Raw genomic sequence first — 15507 nt, forward strand, 5'->3', positions numbered from 1 at the left:
GGGCATGACTTCGCAGCCGGGCGCGGCCGTGCCCCAAGACGAGCCCTTCGACGCCGTCGTCCTCGCCGGTGGCGCCGCGCGGCGCCTCGGCGGGGCCGACAAGCCCGGACTGCCGGTCGCGGGACGGGCGTTGATCGACCGGGTCCTGGACGCGTGCGCCGGCGCGGGTACGACGATCGTCGTCGGCCCGCGCCGCGCCACCGCCCGCCCGGTCGTCTGGGCCCGTGAGGAACCGCCCGGCGGCGGCCCGCTGCCCGCCCTCGCGGCGGGACTGCGCGCGGGCGTGACCGCCGACGTCGTCGTCGTGCTCGCCGCCGACCTGCCCTTCCTGTCCCCGGCGACGGTACGGGCCCTGCTCGCAGCGCTGACCACGCCGGAGTCCGGCCCCGACCACGGGGATCCCGACGGCGTCGTCCTCACCGACCCGGACGGCCGCGACCAGCCGCTGGCGGCGGCCTACCGCACGGAGTCGCTGCGCCGTGAGATCGCGCTGCTCGCCTCGGAGCACGGCGGTCTGTCCGGTCTGCCGCTGCGCCTGCTCACCGCGGAACTGCGGCTGCGGCGGCTGGCCGACCCCACGGGCCGGGCCTCCTTCGACTGCGACACCTGGGACGACCTCTCCACAGCGAGGGCCCGGATCAGGGAGCATGGGACCGTGCTGGACGAATGGATTGCCACGGTCAAGGCGGAACTCGGCATCGACCTCGACGTCGACACCAAAGTGCTGCTGGATCTCGCGCGCGACGCCGCGCACGGAGTGGCGCGCCCCGCGGCGCCGCTCACCACCTTCCTGGTCGGTTACGCGGCCGCAGCGGCCGGCGGCGGCGAGCAGGCCGTCGCCGAGGCCGCCCGGCGCGCGGCCGAACTGGCCGAGCGCTGGGCGAAGGAGGCGGACGCCGGGGAAGCGGAGGCATGAGCGTTCCCGGCACGCCCGACGAGACCCGCAGGCGGGGCATACGGGACACTCCGGCCGGACCGGACACCGCGCCGCCGGTCGACCTCGCCGCCGCCGAGGCGGCCGTCGACGACGAGCTGGACCAGGCACTCGCTCTCGCCAACGCGCGTCGCGGCCGCCCCCACCGGCACGCCCCGGCGACCCCGCGCCCGGAAGGCACCGCCCCGGTGCCCCACGCCCCTCAGGACACCGACATCCCGCATCCGCCGTATCCGCCGCGCCCCGGTCACGTGCACCGCGACACCCCCTGGCCCGAGGCGCGCCGCATCGCCGCCGCGGCCGGTTCGCCCCTGCGGCGGGTCCTCAAGCCGCTGCCGCAGGCCCTCGGCTGCGCGCTCGCCGAGCCGTTGACGGCCCTGACCGACCTGCCGTCCTTCGACACCTCCGCGATGGACGGCTGGGCCGTCGCGGGGCCGGGTCCCTGGCGGCCCGAGGGCCGGGTGCTGGCCGGTGAACGGGCCCTGGCCGCACTGCCGGACGGCCACGCGACCGGTATCGCCACCGGCGCGCTGCTCCCGGCCGGGACGACCGCCGTGCTGCGCAGCGAGTACAGCCGCGTCGGCGCGGACGGCCTGCTGCACGCCACCCGGGGCGGCCCCGGACCCGGGCAGGACGTGCGCCCGCGTGGCCAGGAGTGCCGCAGCGGCGACGAGTTGCTGGCCACCGGCGCCCTCGTCACGCCCGCGGTGCTGGGCCTGGCCGCCGCGGCGGGTTACGACGAGCTGCCGGTGACGGTCCGCCCGGCGGTCGAGATCCTGGTCATCGGCGACGAGTTGCTGGACCGCGGCCTGCCCGGTTCCGGCCGGGTGCGGGACGCGCTCGGCCCGTTCCTGCCCGCCTGGCTCACCGCGCTGGGCGCCGATGTCGTCGCGTACCGCCGCCTGAAGGACGACGCCGGCCTGCTGCGGGAGGCCGTCACCGCCTCCGGCGCCGATCTGGTGGTCACCACCGGCGGCACGGCGGGCGGCCCGGTCGACTTCCTGCACCCGGTGCTCGAAGGCATCGGTGCGCGCCTCCTCGTGGACGGTGTCGCCGTCCGGCCGGGCCACCCCATGGTGCTCGCCGGACTTCCCGGCGGGGGAGGCCACTTGGTGGGCCTTCCCGGCAATCCGCTGGCGGCCGTCTCCGGGGTGCTCACGCTGGCCGTGCCCCTGATGCGCGCGCTCGCCGGCCGGCCCGCGCCGGTGCCCTCCGCGGTCCGCCTCACCGGCGACGTCCCCGGCCATCCCACCGACACCCGCCTGGTTCCGGTGGTCCTGGACGAGGAGTTGCGGGCCGTGCCGCTGCGCTTCAGCGGGCCGGCGATGCTGCGCGGCATCGCCACCGCCGACGGGATGGCCGTGATCCCGCCGGGCGGGGCCGCCAAGGGCGACACCGCCGCCGTGCTGGAGACCGGTTGGGGCCGCCTGTGACGCCGGGCCGGGGCGGCCACGACGGGGCGCAGTACTTGCGGCTGCCGCACAGCGCCCCCCGCAGTCCGTTGCGGCAGGTCGCCACGCGCTTGGCGTACGCGCTGGCCTGCCTGTTCGCCACCGTGGGCATCGTCTATGCCGACCGGGGCGGCTACCACGACAACGCGGGCGGCCCGATGTCGTTCCTGGACTGCCTCTACTACGCCACCGTGACCCTCTCGACCACCGGCTACGGCGACATCGTCCCCTACAGCGCGGGCGCCCGGCTGACCAATGTGCTGCTGGTGACGCCGCTGCGCGTGCTCTTCCTGATCATCCTGGTCGGCACCACCCTCGAAGTGCTCACCGAACGCACCCGTGAGCAGTACCGCCAACAGCGCTGGAGGTCCTCGGTGCGCGACCACACCGTGATCGTCGGATACGGCACCAAGGGCCGGTCCGCCGCCAGGACATTGACCGGTCACGGCGTGCCCGCCAAGAACATCGTGGTCGTCGATCCCGAACACAAGGCGGTGGACGCCGCGGTGGCCGCCGGTTTCGTCGGCGTGACGGGCGACGGCACCCGCAACGGCGTCCTGATGCGGGCGGAGATCCAGCGCGCCAAGGAGCTCATCATTGCCGCGCAGCGCGACGACACCGCCGTCCTGGTGGCCTTGACGGCGCGTCAGCTCAATCCGCGGATCACCATCGTCGCCTCGGTCCGCGAGGAGGAGAACGCCCCGTTGCTGCGGCAGTCGGGTGCGGACGCCGTCGTCACGAGTTCCGGTGCGGCGGGGCGGCTGCTCGGGATGTCCATGCTCAGCCCCAGCGCGGGCGAGGTGATGGAGGAGCTGATCACCTACGGCAGCGGCCTGGACCTCATCGAGCGTCCTGTCACCAAGGCCGAGGCCGGGCGCTCCCCGCGGGAGATCGGCGACCTCGTGGTAGCCGTCAAGCGCGGCCACCGCCTCCTCGACCACGACGACGCCGAGGCGGCCGTGCTCCTGCTGACCGACCGGGTCATCGTTATCCACAGGGTGGACCGACGGGACCCGATTCCGCCCGCGCAGCGGTAGCGTCGGCTTCATGCATGCGATCACGATCCCCGAACCCGGCGGTCCGGAAGCGCTCGTATGGGCCGAGGTCCCCGATCCCGTACCCGTCGAGGGCGAGGTGCTGGTCGAGGTGGCCGCCGGCGCCGTCAACCGCGCGGACCTGCTGCAACGCCAGGGCTTCTACGACCCGCCGCCCGGCGCGTCCCCGTACCCCGGTCTGGAGTGCTCCGGCCGGGTCGCCGCGCTCGGCCCCGGCGTCACCGGCTGGGCCGTGGGCGACGAGGTCTGCGCGCTGCTGGCCGGCGGCGGTTACGCGGAGAAGGTCGCCGTGCCGGTCGGGCAGTTGCTGCCCGTCCCCAAGGGAGTGTCGCTCGTGGACGCGGCGGCCCTGCCGGAGGTCGTGTGCACGGTGTGGTCGAACGTCTTCATGGTGGCGCACCTGCGCCCGGGCGAGACGCTGCTGGTGCACGGCGGTTCCAGCGGTATCGGCACCATGGCGATCCAGCTGGCCAAGGCCGTGGGTGCGAAGGTCGCCGTCACCGCCGGCAGCGCGCAGAAGCTGGAGCGCTGCCGCGAGCTCGGGGCGGACCTCGGGATCGACTACCACGACCAGGACTTCGCGGCGGCGGTACGGGACGTGTTCGGCGGCGCGGACGTCATCCTCGACATCATCGGCGCCAAGTACCTGGACCGGAACATCGACGCCCTCGCCGTGAACGGCCGGCTGGCCGTCATCGGCATGCAGGGCGGTGTCAAGGCCGAGCTCAACCTCGGCAAGCTGCTTTCCAAGCGGGCCGCGATCACGGCGACCTCGCTGCGCGGGCGCCCGCTGGAGGAGAAGACGGCGATCGTCGCCGCCGTCCGCGAGCACGTGTGGCCGCTGCTGGAGGCGGGCACGGTGGTTCCGGTGGTGGACCGCGCCTACCCCATGGAGCAGGCCCCGCAGGCACATCGCGTGGTCGAGGAGAGCTCCCACGTGGGCAAGGTCCTTCTGACGGTCTAGGTGTCCGGGCCACGGGGTGCCCCGCCCCGTGGCCCGTGTGACGCTGGGCGCATGGACTGGCGACGTGCGGTGGCGGCCGCCTCCGCGCTCGTGGCCGGGTTCGGCGTCGCCGGGGCGGCGGCGCCGGGGCCCGGGCCGGGCTCCTCGCCCACGGCCGGGCTGGCCGGGAGCGTGCCCGGCGAGGGGCGGCGGCATCCCGGCCGCCCGGAGGGGCCGCCGTCGTCGCCGTCCGGGCAGCCGGTGTCGCAGGGTCCGCGGCAGGTCTTCGACGACAGCGAGTCCTCGGGGCCCGAGGCCGTGCCGAGCCCTTCGGGGCGGGTGCTGGAGGTGCTGCCGCTGGGTGCCGGGCTGCTCCTGATCGGCCTGGGCCTGGGCTTCCTCGGGTGGCGGCTGCGCCGCGGCGGCTGAGGGACGCCGCCGGGCCCGGGGGCGTCCCGGCGGGTTCGTGGCGTCGCGCTGGGGTAACTCCCGGTTTCAGGGGGCAGAAAACCTTCGCAAGCGCCGGTGCGCGACAATGGCGGCATGGAGATGCCGATGAACGAACGGTCGCAGGAGAGCCCGCAGGTCCTGGTCGTCGGCCCGGACGGAATGGCCCTCGGCGGCGGACACGCCGGACGCGCCGGAGAAGGCGACGAGCAGCGCGAGGTCCCCGTGACGGAGATGGTCGAACAGCCCGCGAAGGTCATGCGGATCGGCAGCATGATCAAGCAGCTTCTGGAGGAGGTCAAGGCGGCGCCGCTGGACGAGGCCAGCCGGGCCCGCCTGAAGGAGATCCACCACAGCTCCGTCAAGGAGCTGGAGGCGGGGCTGGCCCCCGAGCTGGTCGAGGAGCTGGAGCGGCTGTCGCTGCCCTTCGCCGAGGACGGCGTGCCGAGCGACGCGGAGCTGCGGATCGCGCAGGCGCAGCTGGTGGGCTGGCTGGAAGGCCTCTTCCACGGCATCCAGACGGCGCTGTTCGCGCAGCAGATGGCGGCCCGCGCGCAGCTGGAGCAGATGCGCCGCGCGCTGCCGCCCGGCGCCGTCCACGAGGGCGACGAGGACGGGCACCTGCCCGGCGGCGCCCGCTCGGGTCCGTATCTGTAGGACTACCTGCGGGACCACCTCCGTACCGGTAGGTACAGGGCGGCGGGGGCCGGCGGCGGCCCTCCCCGCGCCGGCCCGGTCTGCGGGTGCGCGCGCGGCCGGCGGGTCAGCCGCTCTCGCCGGTGGAGACCCAGATGGTGACGGTGTCCCCCGGCCGGAGCGGGTCGTAGCGCTTGGGCTGCTGGTCGATGACCGCGCCCTTTCCGTAGACCTGCTCGTTGCGGTACTTGATCTCGTACTTCCAGCCCGCCTCCGTCATGCAGGACTTCACCGAGTCCACGTACTTGGTGAAGAAGTCCGGCATGATCACCGAGTTGTCGTCCTGGTAGTCCTTGGTGGCGTCGGTGCACCGCGCGGCGTCGATGGTCCGGCTCTGGTCGGCCTGGCTGACGCCCGGCGCGGGCTGGTTGTCGCCCGACGACTCCGACGACTCCGAGGACCGGGACGACTCCGAGGACCGGGACGAGTCCTGCCCGCGGGAGCCGTTCGTCGCGGGGGCGCTCGTCCGGGATTGGTCGGTCGGGGTGCGGCCGTCGGCGCCGGTGGTGGTCCCGTTGCCGTTGTCCTTGAGCGACAGGGCGATGACCACGACCACGACGATCGCGATGACCGCGACCGTGGCGCCGATGGCGACCACCGCCGTCGACACCCCGCCGCCGCGCCGGCCGCCCCCGGAGGGCCCGTTCTGCAGCGTGTACGGGGTGGTGGAGTGCTGGGCGGGGTACTGCTGCCCGCCGTTGTGCGGATAGCCGTACGCGGGCCGGGAGCCCGGCGGCGGGGTCTGCGCGCCCTGGCCCCAGCCGCCCTGCTGCTGGACGGGCTGGACGGGCTGCGCCGGCTGGTACGGATTCGGCGGGGTCGAGGAGTGCGGCGGGTACCCCTGCTGCACGGGGGGCTGCGGGGCCCGCGGATCGCTCTGGACCGGCGGGAAGACCGCCTGCGAGACCGCCTCGCCGCGGCCGCGGGCCCGCGGGCCCTCGCCTATGATCAGCGGCGTCGTGCCGGCGCCCCGCTCGGGCGCGGCCACGCGGTCGGTCTCGGCCTTCATGGCGTCGGCGGTCGGGAAGCGCTCGGCCGGGTTCTTTCGCAGGGCGCGGGCGACCAGCGCGTCCACGCCGGGCCGTACCGCCCGGTTGAGCCCGGAGGGGGCCGGCGCCGGCTCCTGGACGTGCTGGTAGGCGACGGACAGCGGGGAGTCCCCGTCGAACGGCAGCCGTCCGGTGAGCAGCTCGAAGAGCATGCAGCCCACCGAGTACAGGTCGGAGCGCTCGTCCACGCCGCGGCCCAGCGCCTGCTCGGGGGACAGGTACTGCGGGGTGCCGACGACCATGCCGGTCTGCGTCATCGACGTGACGCCGGACTGCATCGCGCGGGCGATGCCGAAGTCCATCACCTTGACGACGCCGCGGCGGGTCAGCATCACGTTGCCCGGCTTGATGTCGCGGTGCACCAGGCCCACGCCGTGGCTCTCCGAGAGCGCCGCCAGCACGTCGGAGACGATTTTCAGGGCCTTCTCCGTCGGCATCGCGCCGTACTGCGCGATGTCCTCGTCGAGCACCGTGCGCAGCGGCTTTCCCTCGACGTACTCCATGACGATGTACGGGACCACGGCGCCGTCGACGACGTCCTCGCCGGAGTCGAAGACCGAGACGATGTTGGTGTGGTTGAGCTTCGCGACGGCCTGGGCCTCGCGCCGGAACCGCTCCCGGAAGGACTGCTCGCGGCCGAGGTCGGTGTGCAGGGTCTTGACGGCCACGGGCCGGTCGAGCACGGTGTCATGGGCCAGGTGCACCGCGGCCATGCCGCCCTGCCCCAGCAGGTCGCGCAGCACGTAGCGGCCGCCGCCGACCGAACGCCCCGCATGAGTGCCCTGCGCGCCGTCCCCGCCCATACGTACCCGTCCCCTTGAACGTTCCCCCTGAGCGCACCAGGCGCACAAGAATCTTGTCCCGACCCTGAGCGCCCAGTCTGCCCGACCCCCTACTCAGGTCAAGTTCGTTGACCCGTTCGTCACCGGATGCGTATGAATCCCTTCACAAGTGGCTCAGCCACACGACCGCCGCCGAACGCGGTAGCGTGGTCCGTCGGAGGACCCTGTACGGCGACGATCGACGGCGAGGACTGATGGCACAGACGACAGCCGCCGGCGGCACTGACGAGCCCTCTGCCGGTGGTGCGGGTGTGCCCGACGCACCGGACCAGTGGGGCAGCTCGGGGCTGGTGGGTGACGGCCGTTACCGGCTGACCCGGCGGCTGGGCCGCGGTGGCATGGCGGAGGTCTTCGCCGCCGAGGACGTGCGGCTGGGGCGGACGGTGGCGGTGAAGCTGCTGCGTCCGGACCTGGCGGAGGACCCGGTCTCCAAGGCCCGTTTCACGCGCGAGGCGCAGTCCGTCGCGGGGCTCAACCACCATGCGGTGGTGGCGGTCTACGACACGGGAGAGGACGTCACGCCGGGCGGCACCGTCCCGTACATCGTCATGGAGCTGGTCGAGGGCAAGACCATCCGCGACCTGCTGGTCGGCTCGGACGAACCGCCGCCGGTGGACCAGGCGCTGATCATCGTCTCGGGCGTGCTGGAGGCGCTGGCCTACAGCCACGCGCACGGCATCGTGCACCGGGACATCAAGCCCGCGAACGTCATCATCACCAACACCGGCGCGGTGAAGGTGATGGACTTCGGCATCGCGCGGGCGCTGCACGGCGCCTCCACCACGATGACCCAGACCGGCATGGTCATGGGCACCCCGCAGTACCTGTCGCCGGAGCAGGCGCTCGGCAAGACCGTCGACGCGCGCTCCGACCTGTACGCGACGGGCTGCCTGCTGTACGAACTCCTCGCGCTGCGCCCGCCGTTCACCGGTGAGACCCCGCTGTCGGTGGTCTACCAGCACGTGCAGGACGAGGCGCGTCCGCCGTCGCAGGCCAGCGACCGGGTGCCGCCGGAGCTGGACGGCCTGGTGCTGCACGCGCTGGCCAAGCACCCCGACGACCGTTTCCAGACCGCTGAGGAGATGCGCGGCGTCGTCCAGTACGCGCTGGGCATGATGAACGAGCGCGGCGGTCACACGGGCACCTGGGACACCGGTTTCGTGCCGGCGCACAACGGGGGTGCCACGCCGGCGATGGGCATGCCGGGCCAGTACGCCCAGCCGCACCCGGAGCACACCACCGCCGAGTTCCAGCCCCCGCTGCTGCTCGGTCCGCCCGGGGGCGACGGCGGCGACCACGGCGACCACGCCTACGGCGACCCGCGCCCGCCGGGCGGGGGCGACGGCAACCGGTGGGTGAAGCCCGCCCTGTTCGTGGTGGCGGCCGTGCTCGCGGTCGCGCTCGGCATCTATTTCGCGGTCAACCACACGGGGGGCGGCGCCAAGCCGCCGGCCGACGAGGTGACGCCGACGCAGACGCAGACCACGCAGCGGACCTCGGGGCCGACCGAGGAGGAGCCGACGCCGGGCAGCACCGAGGAGACGACGGGCACCATCTCCGGCCGTCCGTCGGAGAGTTCGACCCCGTCATTCTCTTCGACGCCCTCGTGGTCGCCCTCGGCGAGCCAGCCGACCACGACCAAGCCGACCACGAGCGTGCCGACCACCCCGGCCACCTCCGCGCCGCCCAGCGCGTCGCCCCCGGACACCGGGACCACCGAGGGCGGCAGCGGCGAGACGTCCGGCAACGGCGGCAGTGCCGGAGCCGGCGGCCCGGGCGGCGACGGCGGCAACACGGCCGCGGGCGCCGACGCCGGGGGCGTCACTCCGTGAACGCGTCCATGACGGCCTCGTACGCCCCGGTCCACCAGACGACCAGGGCGGACGAGGCCGGGAAGAGCGGATCGGCGCGCCGGTCGTCGCGCAGGTAGCGCCAGCTCAGCATCCAGAAGTCGTTGAGCCGTTCCCACCACACGCGGTGCACGGCGGCGGCGAGTTCGGCCTCCGGGACGGCGGCGGCGCGGCGGTAGGCGCGCGCGTAGGCGCGGATCTTGTCCAGTTCCAGGGTGCCGCCGGGCGTCACGAAGAAGATGGCGGCGGCCCGTACGGCCTCCTCGGCGCGCGGCTGCACGCCGAGCCGGTCCCAGTCGACGATGGCGACGGGTTCGTCCTCGCGGTAGAGCAGGTTCAACGGATGGAAGTCGCCGTGCACCCAGCCGGTGACGGGTTCCGCCGCGTCGGGTTCCGGGGGGCGCCGGTGGGCGTGCCGGTCGAGCATCGCGCGTCGCTCCACCAGCCGGTACTCGGCGAGTTCGTCGAAGGCCTCGCGCGGTGCCTGGTCGCGCACCCGCCGCAGCAGTGTCCCGATGAGGGCGTAGGTGTCCCGCGGGTCGGCGCCCGCGTGGCCCCCCGCCGGGCGGCCGGGCTCCTCGCCGGGGGCGGGCTGCACCTGGGCGAGCAGGGTGTGGACGAGGCCGAGCAGGGCACCGAGGCGCCGGGACTCAGCGGTGGTCAGTTCGCTGCCCTCGCGGTGCCGGCCCTCGACCCAGGGGTAGAGCGCGAAGCGGCGGCCGTCGAGTTCGGCGACAGTGCGGCCGTCGGAGTCGGGCAGCGGCGGGGCGACGGGCAGGCCGAGCGCGCCGAGGCGCTGGGTGGCGCGGTGCTGGCGGGCGATGACCGCGGAGTCGGCGGTGGCGGGCTCGACGTACAGCTTGAGGAAGAAGCTGCCGCGGGTGGTCGCCAGCCGGAATCCCTTGTTGAGCAGGCCCTGGGCCACGGGTTCGCAGGACAGCGGATCGCCGGCGTCGGCGTATCGGCGCAGCAGGGCGTGCAGGGTCCCGCCGGAGGGCGGCGCCGTCGCCGTACTCCCGATCACCAGGCAGATGCTAGATCATTTCGGTGGTGGACTCGCGGGTCGAGGCGTACGTACACATAGCCCGGTGACGGGGTTGTATCGTTTCGGGGTTCTGTGCCGAAAAGCGCCCGCTGCTCGTCCGAGGGCTCGAAGGCCCGGGCCGTCCCGAGGAACTGCACCGCCCATCCGGCCTCGACGTCGTCGGCCTGGTAGGCGACGACGGTGCCGTCGACGCCCCAGGCGCGGCGGGTGCGGATCAGCACGGCGCCGTCGTGGACGACGTGCCGTGCGACGGCGATGTACGGCAGTGCCCGGCGGGTCAGCGCCAACCGGCCGTACCGGGCCTTTCCCAGCAAGGCCAGCGCGGCGTGCCCCTCGAACTCCATGGCTCCACCTTGCCGGGGCGGCGGGACGTGGTTGCAGAGCACTCCGCCCCCAGCCCTCGGGGCCGATGGTCCCTTACCGGTCGGAATCGGGCGAGGTCGTGACCGTCATGCCGGGAACACCGGGAATGCCGAGCACGCGATCCCGCAGCACCGGGAAGTCGGCGCGGGTCTTCGCGACGAGGCCGGGGTCGAGGTCGACGGTGAGCACCTCCTCGGCGGGGCCCGCCTCTGCGAGGACCGCGCCCCAGGGGTCGACGACCAGGCTGTGCCCGGCGAGCTCGACGCCGGCGTGCGTCCCGGCGGTCCCGCAGGCCAGGACAAAGGCCTGGGACTCCACGGCCCGGGCGCGGGCGAGCAGGGTCCAGTGCTCGCGGCGGCGCGCGGGCCAGCCGGCGGGGAGGACGACGAGTTCCGCGCCCGCGTCGACCAACAGCCGGAACTGCTCCGGGAAGCGCAGGTCGTAGCAGGTGGCGAGGCCCACGCCGACGCCCTGGACCCGGGTGGTCACGATCCGGTCGCCGCCGCTCATGAGGACGGCCTCGCCGCGGTCGAAGCCGAAGCGGTGGATCTTGCGGTAGCTCGCCCGCAGTTCGCCGTCCGGGGAGAAGAGCAGCGAGGTGTTGTACAGGGAGCCGTCGGCCGCCCGTTCGACGACGGAGCCCGCGTGCAGCCAGACGCCCGCGTCGAGCGCGGCGGCGCTCATGACCTCGGCGGTGGGTCCGTCGAGGGGTTCGGCCTCGGCCTCGAAGAGGTCGGCGGCGAAGGCGCCGACCGGCCAGAGCTCGGGCAGCACGACGAGGTCGGACCCGGCCCGGTCCCGTACGAGCGCGGCGGCGCGTTCGCGCCGGGCGTGCACCGGTTCCGCCGGGTCGACGTCCATCTGGATCAGGGAAACGCGCACCGTACCACCGCCCATGAGTCGGGACATCCTGCCGGGCCTACGATCGTCACACGAAAGCACTCCCGTGGTGTCACTGCGCAGCGTAATTTAAGGCGCACACCACGACCGCGCACCGACCGTCGAGGGGTCCCGTGACCGGCACCGTCCACAGCCAGCTCCAGCCGTACATCGACGCCTGGACCCACTCCATAGAATCCATAGCCGAGTTGGTCCGCCCCGTTCCGGCGGGCGCTTGGAACCGGCCGACCGAGTGCCCTTACTGGTCCGTCCGTGACGTTGTGTCACACGTGATCGGTTTTGAATGCGAACTGCTCGGCGATCCGCGCCCGATCCACACACTTCCGAGCGATCTGCGTCACATGACGTCGGAGTACGCCCGCTATGTGGAGGTACCGGTCGACAAGCGGCGCCACCACACCCCGCCCGAGGTGTTCGGCGAGCTCGACTACACGATCATCCGCCGGGCCCGCCAGCTGCGGAACGAGACCCGCGCCCCGCAGGACACCGTCCGCGGCCCGATGGGCAAGGAGATGACCCTCGAAGAGCTGCTGAAGTGGCGGGTCTTCGACGTCTGGGTGCATGAGCAGGACCTGCGTCGCGCGCTGGGCGAGCCGGGCAACCTCGACTCCCCCGCCGCGGTCCTCGCCCGCGACTGGATCCTGGCCGAACTGCCGAAGGCCGTCGCCGAGCGGGCGGGCGCGCCGGCCGGCTCCGCGGTCGTCTTCGACGTCCACGGGGAGCAGGAGTTCATGCGCACCGTCCGGGTCGGCGCCGACGGCAAGGGCTCGATCGACGGCAGCGTCTCCCTGGGGCCCGCGGTGACGATGACCATGGACTGGGAGACCTTCGTCCGGCTGACCTGCGGCCGCACCCGGGCCAAGGCGGTCGAGGACCGGATGAAGATCGAGGGCGACCAGACGCTGGCCGAGGCGATCCTGGCCCATATCGCGATCACGCAGTGAGCCGGGAGGGGGCGTTCATGTCCCGGCCGGGACGTGGACGCTCTCGACGCGGCTGACCGCGATCCGCTGGCGTTCCAGCCGCGCCGCGCGGCCGCGCAACCGCAGGATCTGGACGGTGCCGGCCGCCTGGAGGACGAAGACGCTGCTCCAGGCGATCCGGTAGTCGCCGCCGCTCGCGTCCAGCAGGACGCCGATGGCCAGCAGTGCGGCCATCGAGGCGGTGAAGCCCCCGATGTTGACGATGCCGGAGGCCGTGCCGAGACGCTCCGGGGGGTTGGCCGGGCGGGCGAAGTCGAAGCCGATCATCGACGCCGGCCCGCAGGTCCCCAGGACGACGCAGAGCAGCACCAGCAGCCACAGCGGGGCGTGCTCGGACGGCCACGCCAGGACCGCCGCCCACATCACGGCGGTGGCCCCGACGACGCCCAGGGTGAGCGGCATCCGGGCGCCGTGGTGGCGGCCGATGATCTGGCCGAAGAGCATGCCGAAGACCATGTTGGCGACGACGACCACCGTCAGCAGGGTGCCGGCCGCCTCGCGGGACAGCCCCTGCGCCTCGACGAGGTAGGGCAGCCCCCACAGCAGCAGGAACACCATGCCGGAGAACTGCGTGGTGAAGTGCGTCCACATCCCGAGCCGGGTGCCCGGCTCCCGCCAGGCGGCGGCGATCTGCCGCTTCACGTAGCCGCGCCCGTGGTGCTCGGCGGGGGCGGGCTCGAAGCCCTCGGGATGGTCCTTCATGAACAGCAGGACGAGGACGAGGACGAGCGCGCCGCCCAAGGCCGTGCCGACGAAGGTCGGCGTCCAGCCGGCGGAGTGCAGCAGCCGTGCCAGCAGCACGGTGCTCAGCAGGTTGCCCGCGACGCCGAACAGCGCCGCGCCCTGCGCGATCATCGGCCCCCTGCGGGCCGGGAACCACCGCGAGCCCAGCCGCAGCACGCTGACAAACGTCATCGCGTCGCCGCAGCCCAGCACCGCGCGGGCGGCGAGCGCCATGCCGTACGAGTGCGACAGGGCGAAGCCGAGCTGGCCCACGGTGAAGAGCACGACGCCGATGGTCAGCACCCGCTTGGTGCCGAGCCGGTCGACCATCAGGCCGACGGGTATCTGCATGCCGGCGTAGACCAGCACCTGCAGGATCGAGAACGTGGACAGCGCGGACGCGCCTATGTGGAAGCGGTCGGCGGCGTCGATGCCCGCGACGCCGAGGCTGGTGCGGTGCACCACCGCGACCATGTAGACGAGGGTGCCGATGCCCCAGACCCCGACCGCCCTGGCGCCACCGGGCGGTTCACCGGTGGTGGTGACTGTCGATCCCATTACTCCCCCCGGGCCAAGTGGTTCACCCAGCTGACGTGGCGTTCGACCAGAGCGGCCGCCGCGCCGGCGTCCCCGGCGCGCAACGCGTCGAGGATCTCGGTGTGTTCGGTGATGTTCTTGGCGATGCGGCCGGGGTCGGCGTGCATGGTCGCCACCCCCATCCGTAGCTGACGGTCCCTCAACTGGTCGTACAGGTGGGACATGATGCGGTTGCCGGCGGCGCGCACGATTTCGGCGTGAAAGCTGCGGTCCGCCATGGCGAAGGCGGCGAGGTCCCCGGTGGCCGCGTGGCCGCGCTGCTCGTCCAGCAGCTCCTCCAGCCGGGACAGCAGCGGCGCGGGGACGGGTTCCAGTTTCAGCACCGCGTGCCGCTCCACCAGCAGCCGGGTCTCCACGACGTCGGCGATCTCCTGCGCGGAGACCGGCAGCACCAGCGCGCCCTTCTTCGGGTACAGCTTCAGCAGCCCCTCGGCCTCCAGGCGCAGCAGCGCCTCCCGCACGGGGGTCCGCGACACGCCGACGGCCTCGGCGAGCTCGCCCTCGCTGAGGAGGGTGCCGCCCTCGTAGCTGCGGTCCAGGACGGCCCGCTTGACGTGGGTGTAGACCCGCTCGGCGGCGGGTGGCTGCTTGGGAGCGGGCTCGGCGGGTGCGGCGGTTGCGGCAGGGCTGTTGCTCATGATGCGCACATCATAGATACAACAGGTATGCGGCAGTAGCTCACGTCCGCGATACGGACGGACACGCGGGGTGACCCGTCAGTTTCCGGCCGGTCCGGCCGGTCCGGCCGTTCCCGCCGGGCCGGGGTCCTGAGGCCGCTCGGGCCGCTCGGGGTGCAGCCGGGCGACATAGGCCGCGGCCTGGGTGCGGCGCTGCATGCCCAGCTTGGCCAGCAGCGAGGAGACGTAGTTCTTGACCGTCTTCTCGGCCAGGTGCAGCCGCTCGCCTATCTGCCGGTTGGTGAGCCCCTCGCCGATCAGGTCGAGGATGCGCTTCTCCTGGTCGGTGAGGTCGGCCAGCCGGTCCTCCGCGCGCTCGGCCCCGCCCCCGCGCAGCCGCTCCATCACCCGGGCGGTCGCCGCCGGGTCCAGCAGCGACCTCCCGGCCGCGACGTCCCGCACGGCGCCCACCAGGTCGCTGGCGCGGATGTCCTTGAGCACGTAGCCGGCCGCGCCCGCCATGATCGCGTCGAAGAGTGCCTCGTCGTCCGCGTACGAGGTGAGCATCAGGCACTTGGTCTCCGGCTGCCGGGAGCGGACCTCCCGGCACACCTCGACGCCGCTGCCGTCGGGCAGCCGGACGTCCAGCAGTGCCACGTCGGGCCGGACCGCGGGCAGCCGCGCCAGTGCCTCGGCGGCCGTGCCGGCCTCGCCGACGACCTCGATGCCGGGCTCCGCGGAGAGCAATTCGTGCACTCCCCGCCGGACGACTTCGTGATCGTCGAGCAGGAATACCGCGATTGTCGACTTTTCGGGCACAACTTCAGCGTTGCACACCCGACCACAGCCGACCTCTTACGCAGATTCGATCCGCGGGATACCGTGCCGTTGTCCCGGTGGCCTGCGAGAACGTTCATTTACTAGGAAATCCAACCAAAACCGCAGGTAGAACCCTCTTCGCGCGAAAGCGGGAGGTGTGGGTAACGTTCACTTCGCAGGGCTGCCTGCCGGG

Annotated in this window: 16 protein-coding genes; 8 read left to right on the forward strand and 8 right to left on the reverse strand. The window is 73.3% G+C overall.

The genetic code is table 11. The features are described from left to right. The first annotated feature begins 4 nt into the window (after nt 1-4). The 6 genes from ABZ883_RS10415 to ABZ883_RS10440 all read left to right on the forward strand — a co-directional run bounded on the left by ABZ883_RS10415 (nt 5) and on the right by ABZ883_RS10440 (nt 5487). Nucleotides 5-916: an NTP transferase domain-containing protein gene (locus tag ABZ883_RS10415; protein ID WP_360904701.1), complete on the forward strand. Its 912-nt coding sequence runs from the start codon at nt 5-7 to the stop codon at nt 914-916. Further along, nucleotides 913-2367, forward strand: coding sequence for a molybdopterin molybdotransferase MoeA (locus tag ABZ883_RS10420; RefSeq protein WP_360904704.1), 1455 nt, complete (start codon nt 913-915; stop codon nt 2365-2367). The genes ABZ883_RS10415 and ABZ883_RS10420 overlap by 4 nt, the downstream gene beginning before the upstream one ends. 35 nt (nt 2368-2402) lie before the next feature. Then, on the forward strand, nt 2403-3422 hold the full coding sequence (locus tag ABZ883_RS10425) for a potassium channel family protein (protein ID WP_360905130.1): 1020 nt from the start codon (nt 2403-2405) through the stop codon (nt 3420-3422). Nucleotides 3423-3432: 10 nt separating this feature from the next. Beyond that, nucleotides 3433-4404, forward strand: a complete 972-nt coding sequence (locus ABZ883_RS10430) for an NAD(P)H-quinone oxidoreductase (protein ID WP_360904707.1) — start codon at nt 3433-3435, stop codon at nt 4402-4404. A gap of 51 nt (nt 4405-4455) precedes the next feature. Continuing rightward, nucleotides 4456-4812, forward strand: a complete 357-nt coding sequence (locus ABZ883_RS10435; RefSeq protein WP_360904710.1) for a hypothetical protein — start codon at nt 4456-4458, stop codon at nt 4810-4812. A 114-nt stretch (nt 4813-4926) separates the two neighbouring features. Then, the gene (locus ABZ883_RS10440; RefSeq protein WP_319660067.1) at nt 4927-5487 is read left to right on the forward strand and encodes a bacterial proteasome activator family protein; all 561 of its coding nucleotides are present in this window, start codon (nt 4927-4929) and stop codon (nt 5485-5487) included. Nucleotides 5488-5593: 106 nt separating this feature from the next. Here the strand turns inward: ABZ883_RS10440 and ABZ883_RS10445 are convergent, their stop codons facing one another. Continuing rightward, the gene (locus ABZ883_RS10445; RefSeq protein ID WP_360904713.1) at nt 5594-7378 is read right to left on the reverse strand and encodes a protein kinase; all 1785 of its coding nucleotides are present in this window, start codon (nt 7376-7378) and stop codon (nt 5594-5596) included. 233 nt (nt 7379-7611) lie between these two features. On the opposite strand from ABZ883_RS10445, the gene ABZ883_RS10450 reads away from it, so the two are divergent. Continuing rightward, on the forward strand, nt 7612-9249 hold the full coding sequence (locus ABZ883_RS10450) for a protein kinase (protein ID WP_360904716.1): 1638 nt from the start codon (nt 7612-7614) through the stop codon (nt 9247-9249). Here ABZ883_RS10450 and ABZ883_RS10455 read toward each other — a convergent pair. The 4 genes from ABZ883_RS10455 to ABZ883_RS10470 form a co-directional block, all read right to left on the reverse strand. Beyond that, nucleotides 9239-10291 carry a phosphotransferase gene (locus ABZ883_RS10455; protein ID WP_360904719.1) on the reverse strand — a complete coding sequence of 351 codons (1053 nt, stop codon included), beginning with the start codon at nt 10289-10291 and terminating at the stop codon, nt 9239-9241. The genes ABZ883_RS10450 and ABZ883_RS10455 overlap by 11 nt on opposite strands. Next, nucleotides 10288-10656, reverse strand: a complete 369-nt coding sequence (locus tag ABZ883_RS10460; RefSeq protein WP_360904723.1) for a pyridoxamine 5'-phosphate oxidase family protein — start codon at nt 10654-10656, stop codon at nt 10288-10290. Before ABZ883_RS10460 ends, ABZ883_RS10455 begins: the two co-directional genes overlap by 4 nt. Before the next feature lie 73 nt (nt 10657-10729). Beyond that, nucleotides 10730-11557, reverse strand: coding sequence for a carbon-nitrogen family hydrolase (locus ABZ883_RS10465; RefSeq protein ID WP_360905131.1), 828 nt, complete (start codon nt 11555-11557; stop codon nt 10730-10732). A 70-nt stretch (nt 11558-11627) separates the two neighbouring features. Then, nucleotides 11628-11756, reverse strand: coding sequence for a hypothetical protein (locus ABZ883_RS10470; protein ID WP_360905154.1), 129 nt, complete (start codon nt 11754-11756; stop codon nt 11628-11630). On the opposite strand from ABZ883_RS10470, the gene ABZ883_RS10475 reads away from it, so the two are divergent. After that, nucleotides 11725-12519 (forward strand): maleylpyruvate isomerase family mycothiol-dependent enzyme, encoded by a 795-nt coding sequence (locus ABZ883_RS10475; RefSeq protein ID WP_360905133.1) that lies wholly within the window; start codon nt 11725-11727, stop codon nt 12517-12519. The two genes, ABZ883_RS10470 and ABZ883_RS10475, sit on opposite strands and share 32 nt — an antisense overlap. A gap of 15 nt (nt 12520-12534) precedes the next feature. Here the strand turns inward: ABZ883_RS10475 and ABZ883_RS10480 are convergent, their stop codons facing one another. From ABZ883_RS10480 to ABZ883_RS10490, 3 genes are all read right to left on the reverse strand, one after another. After that, entirely contained in the window at nt 12535-13839 is a 1305-nt protein-coding gene (locus tag ABZ883_RS10480; protein ID WP_360904726.1) for an MFS transporter, read from the reverse strand. Beyond that, nucleotides 13839-14516: a GntR family transcriptional regulator gene (locus ABZ883_RS10485; protein ID WP_360904729.1), complete on the reverse strand. Its 678-nt coding sequence runs from the start codon at nt 14514-14516 to the stop codon at nt 13839-13841. The genes ABZ883_RS10480 and ABZ883_RS10485 overlap by 1 nt, the downstream gene beginning before the upstream one ends. 78 nt (nt 14517-14594) lie before the next feature. Continuing rightward, entirely contained in the window at nt 14595-15314 is a 720-nt protein-coding gene (locus tag ABZ883_RS10490; protein ID WP_360904732.1) for a response regulator transcription factor, read from the reverse strand. Between the last annotated feature and the right edge of the window lie 193 nt (nt 15315-15507).

The organism is Streptomyces sp. NPDC046977, from assembly GCF_040644455.1.
Classification (GTDB): domain Bacteria; phylum Actinomycetota; class Actinomycetes; order Streptomycetales; family Streptomycetaceae; genus Actinacidiphila.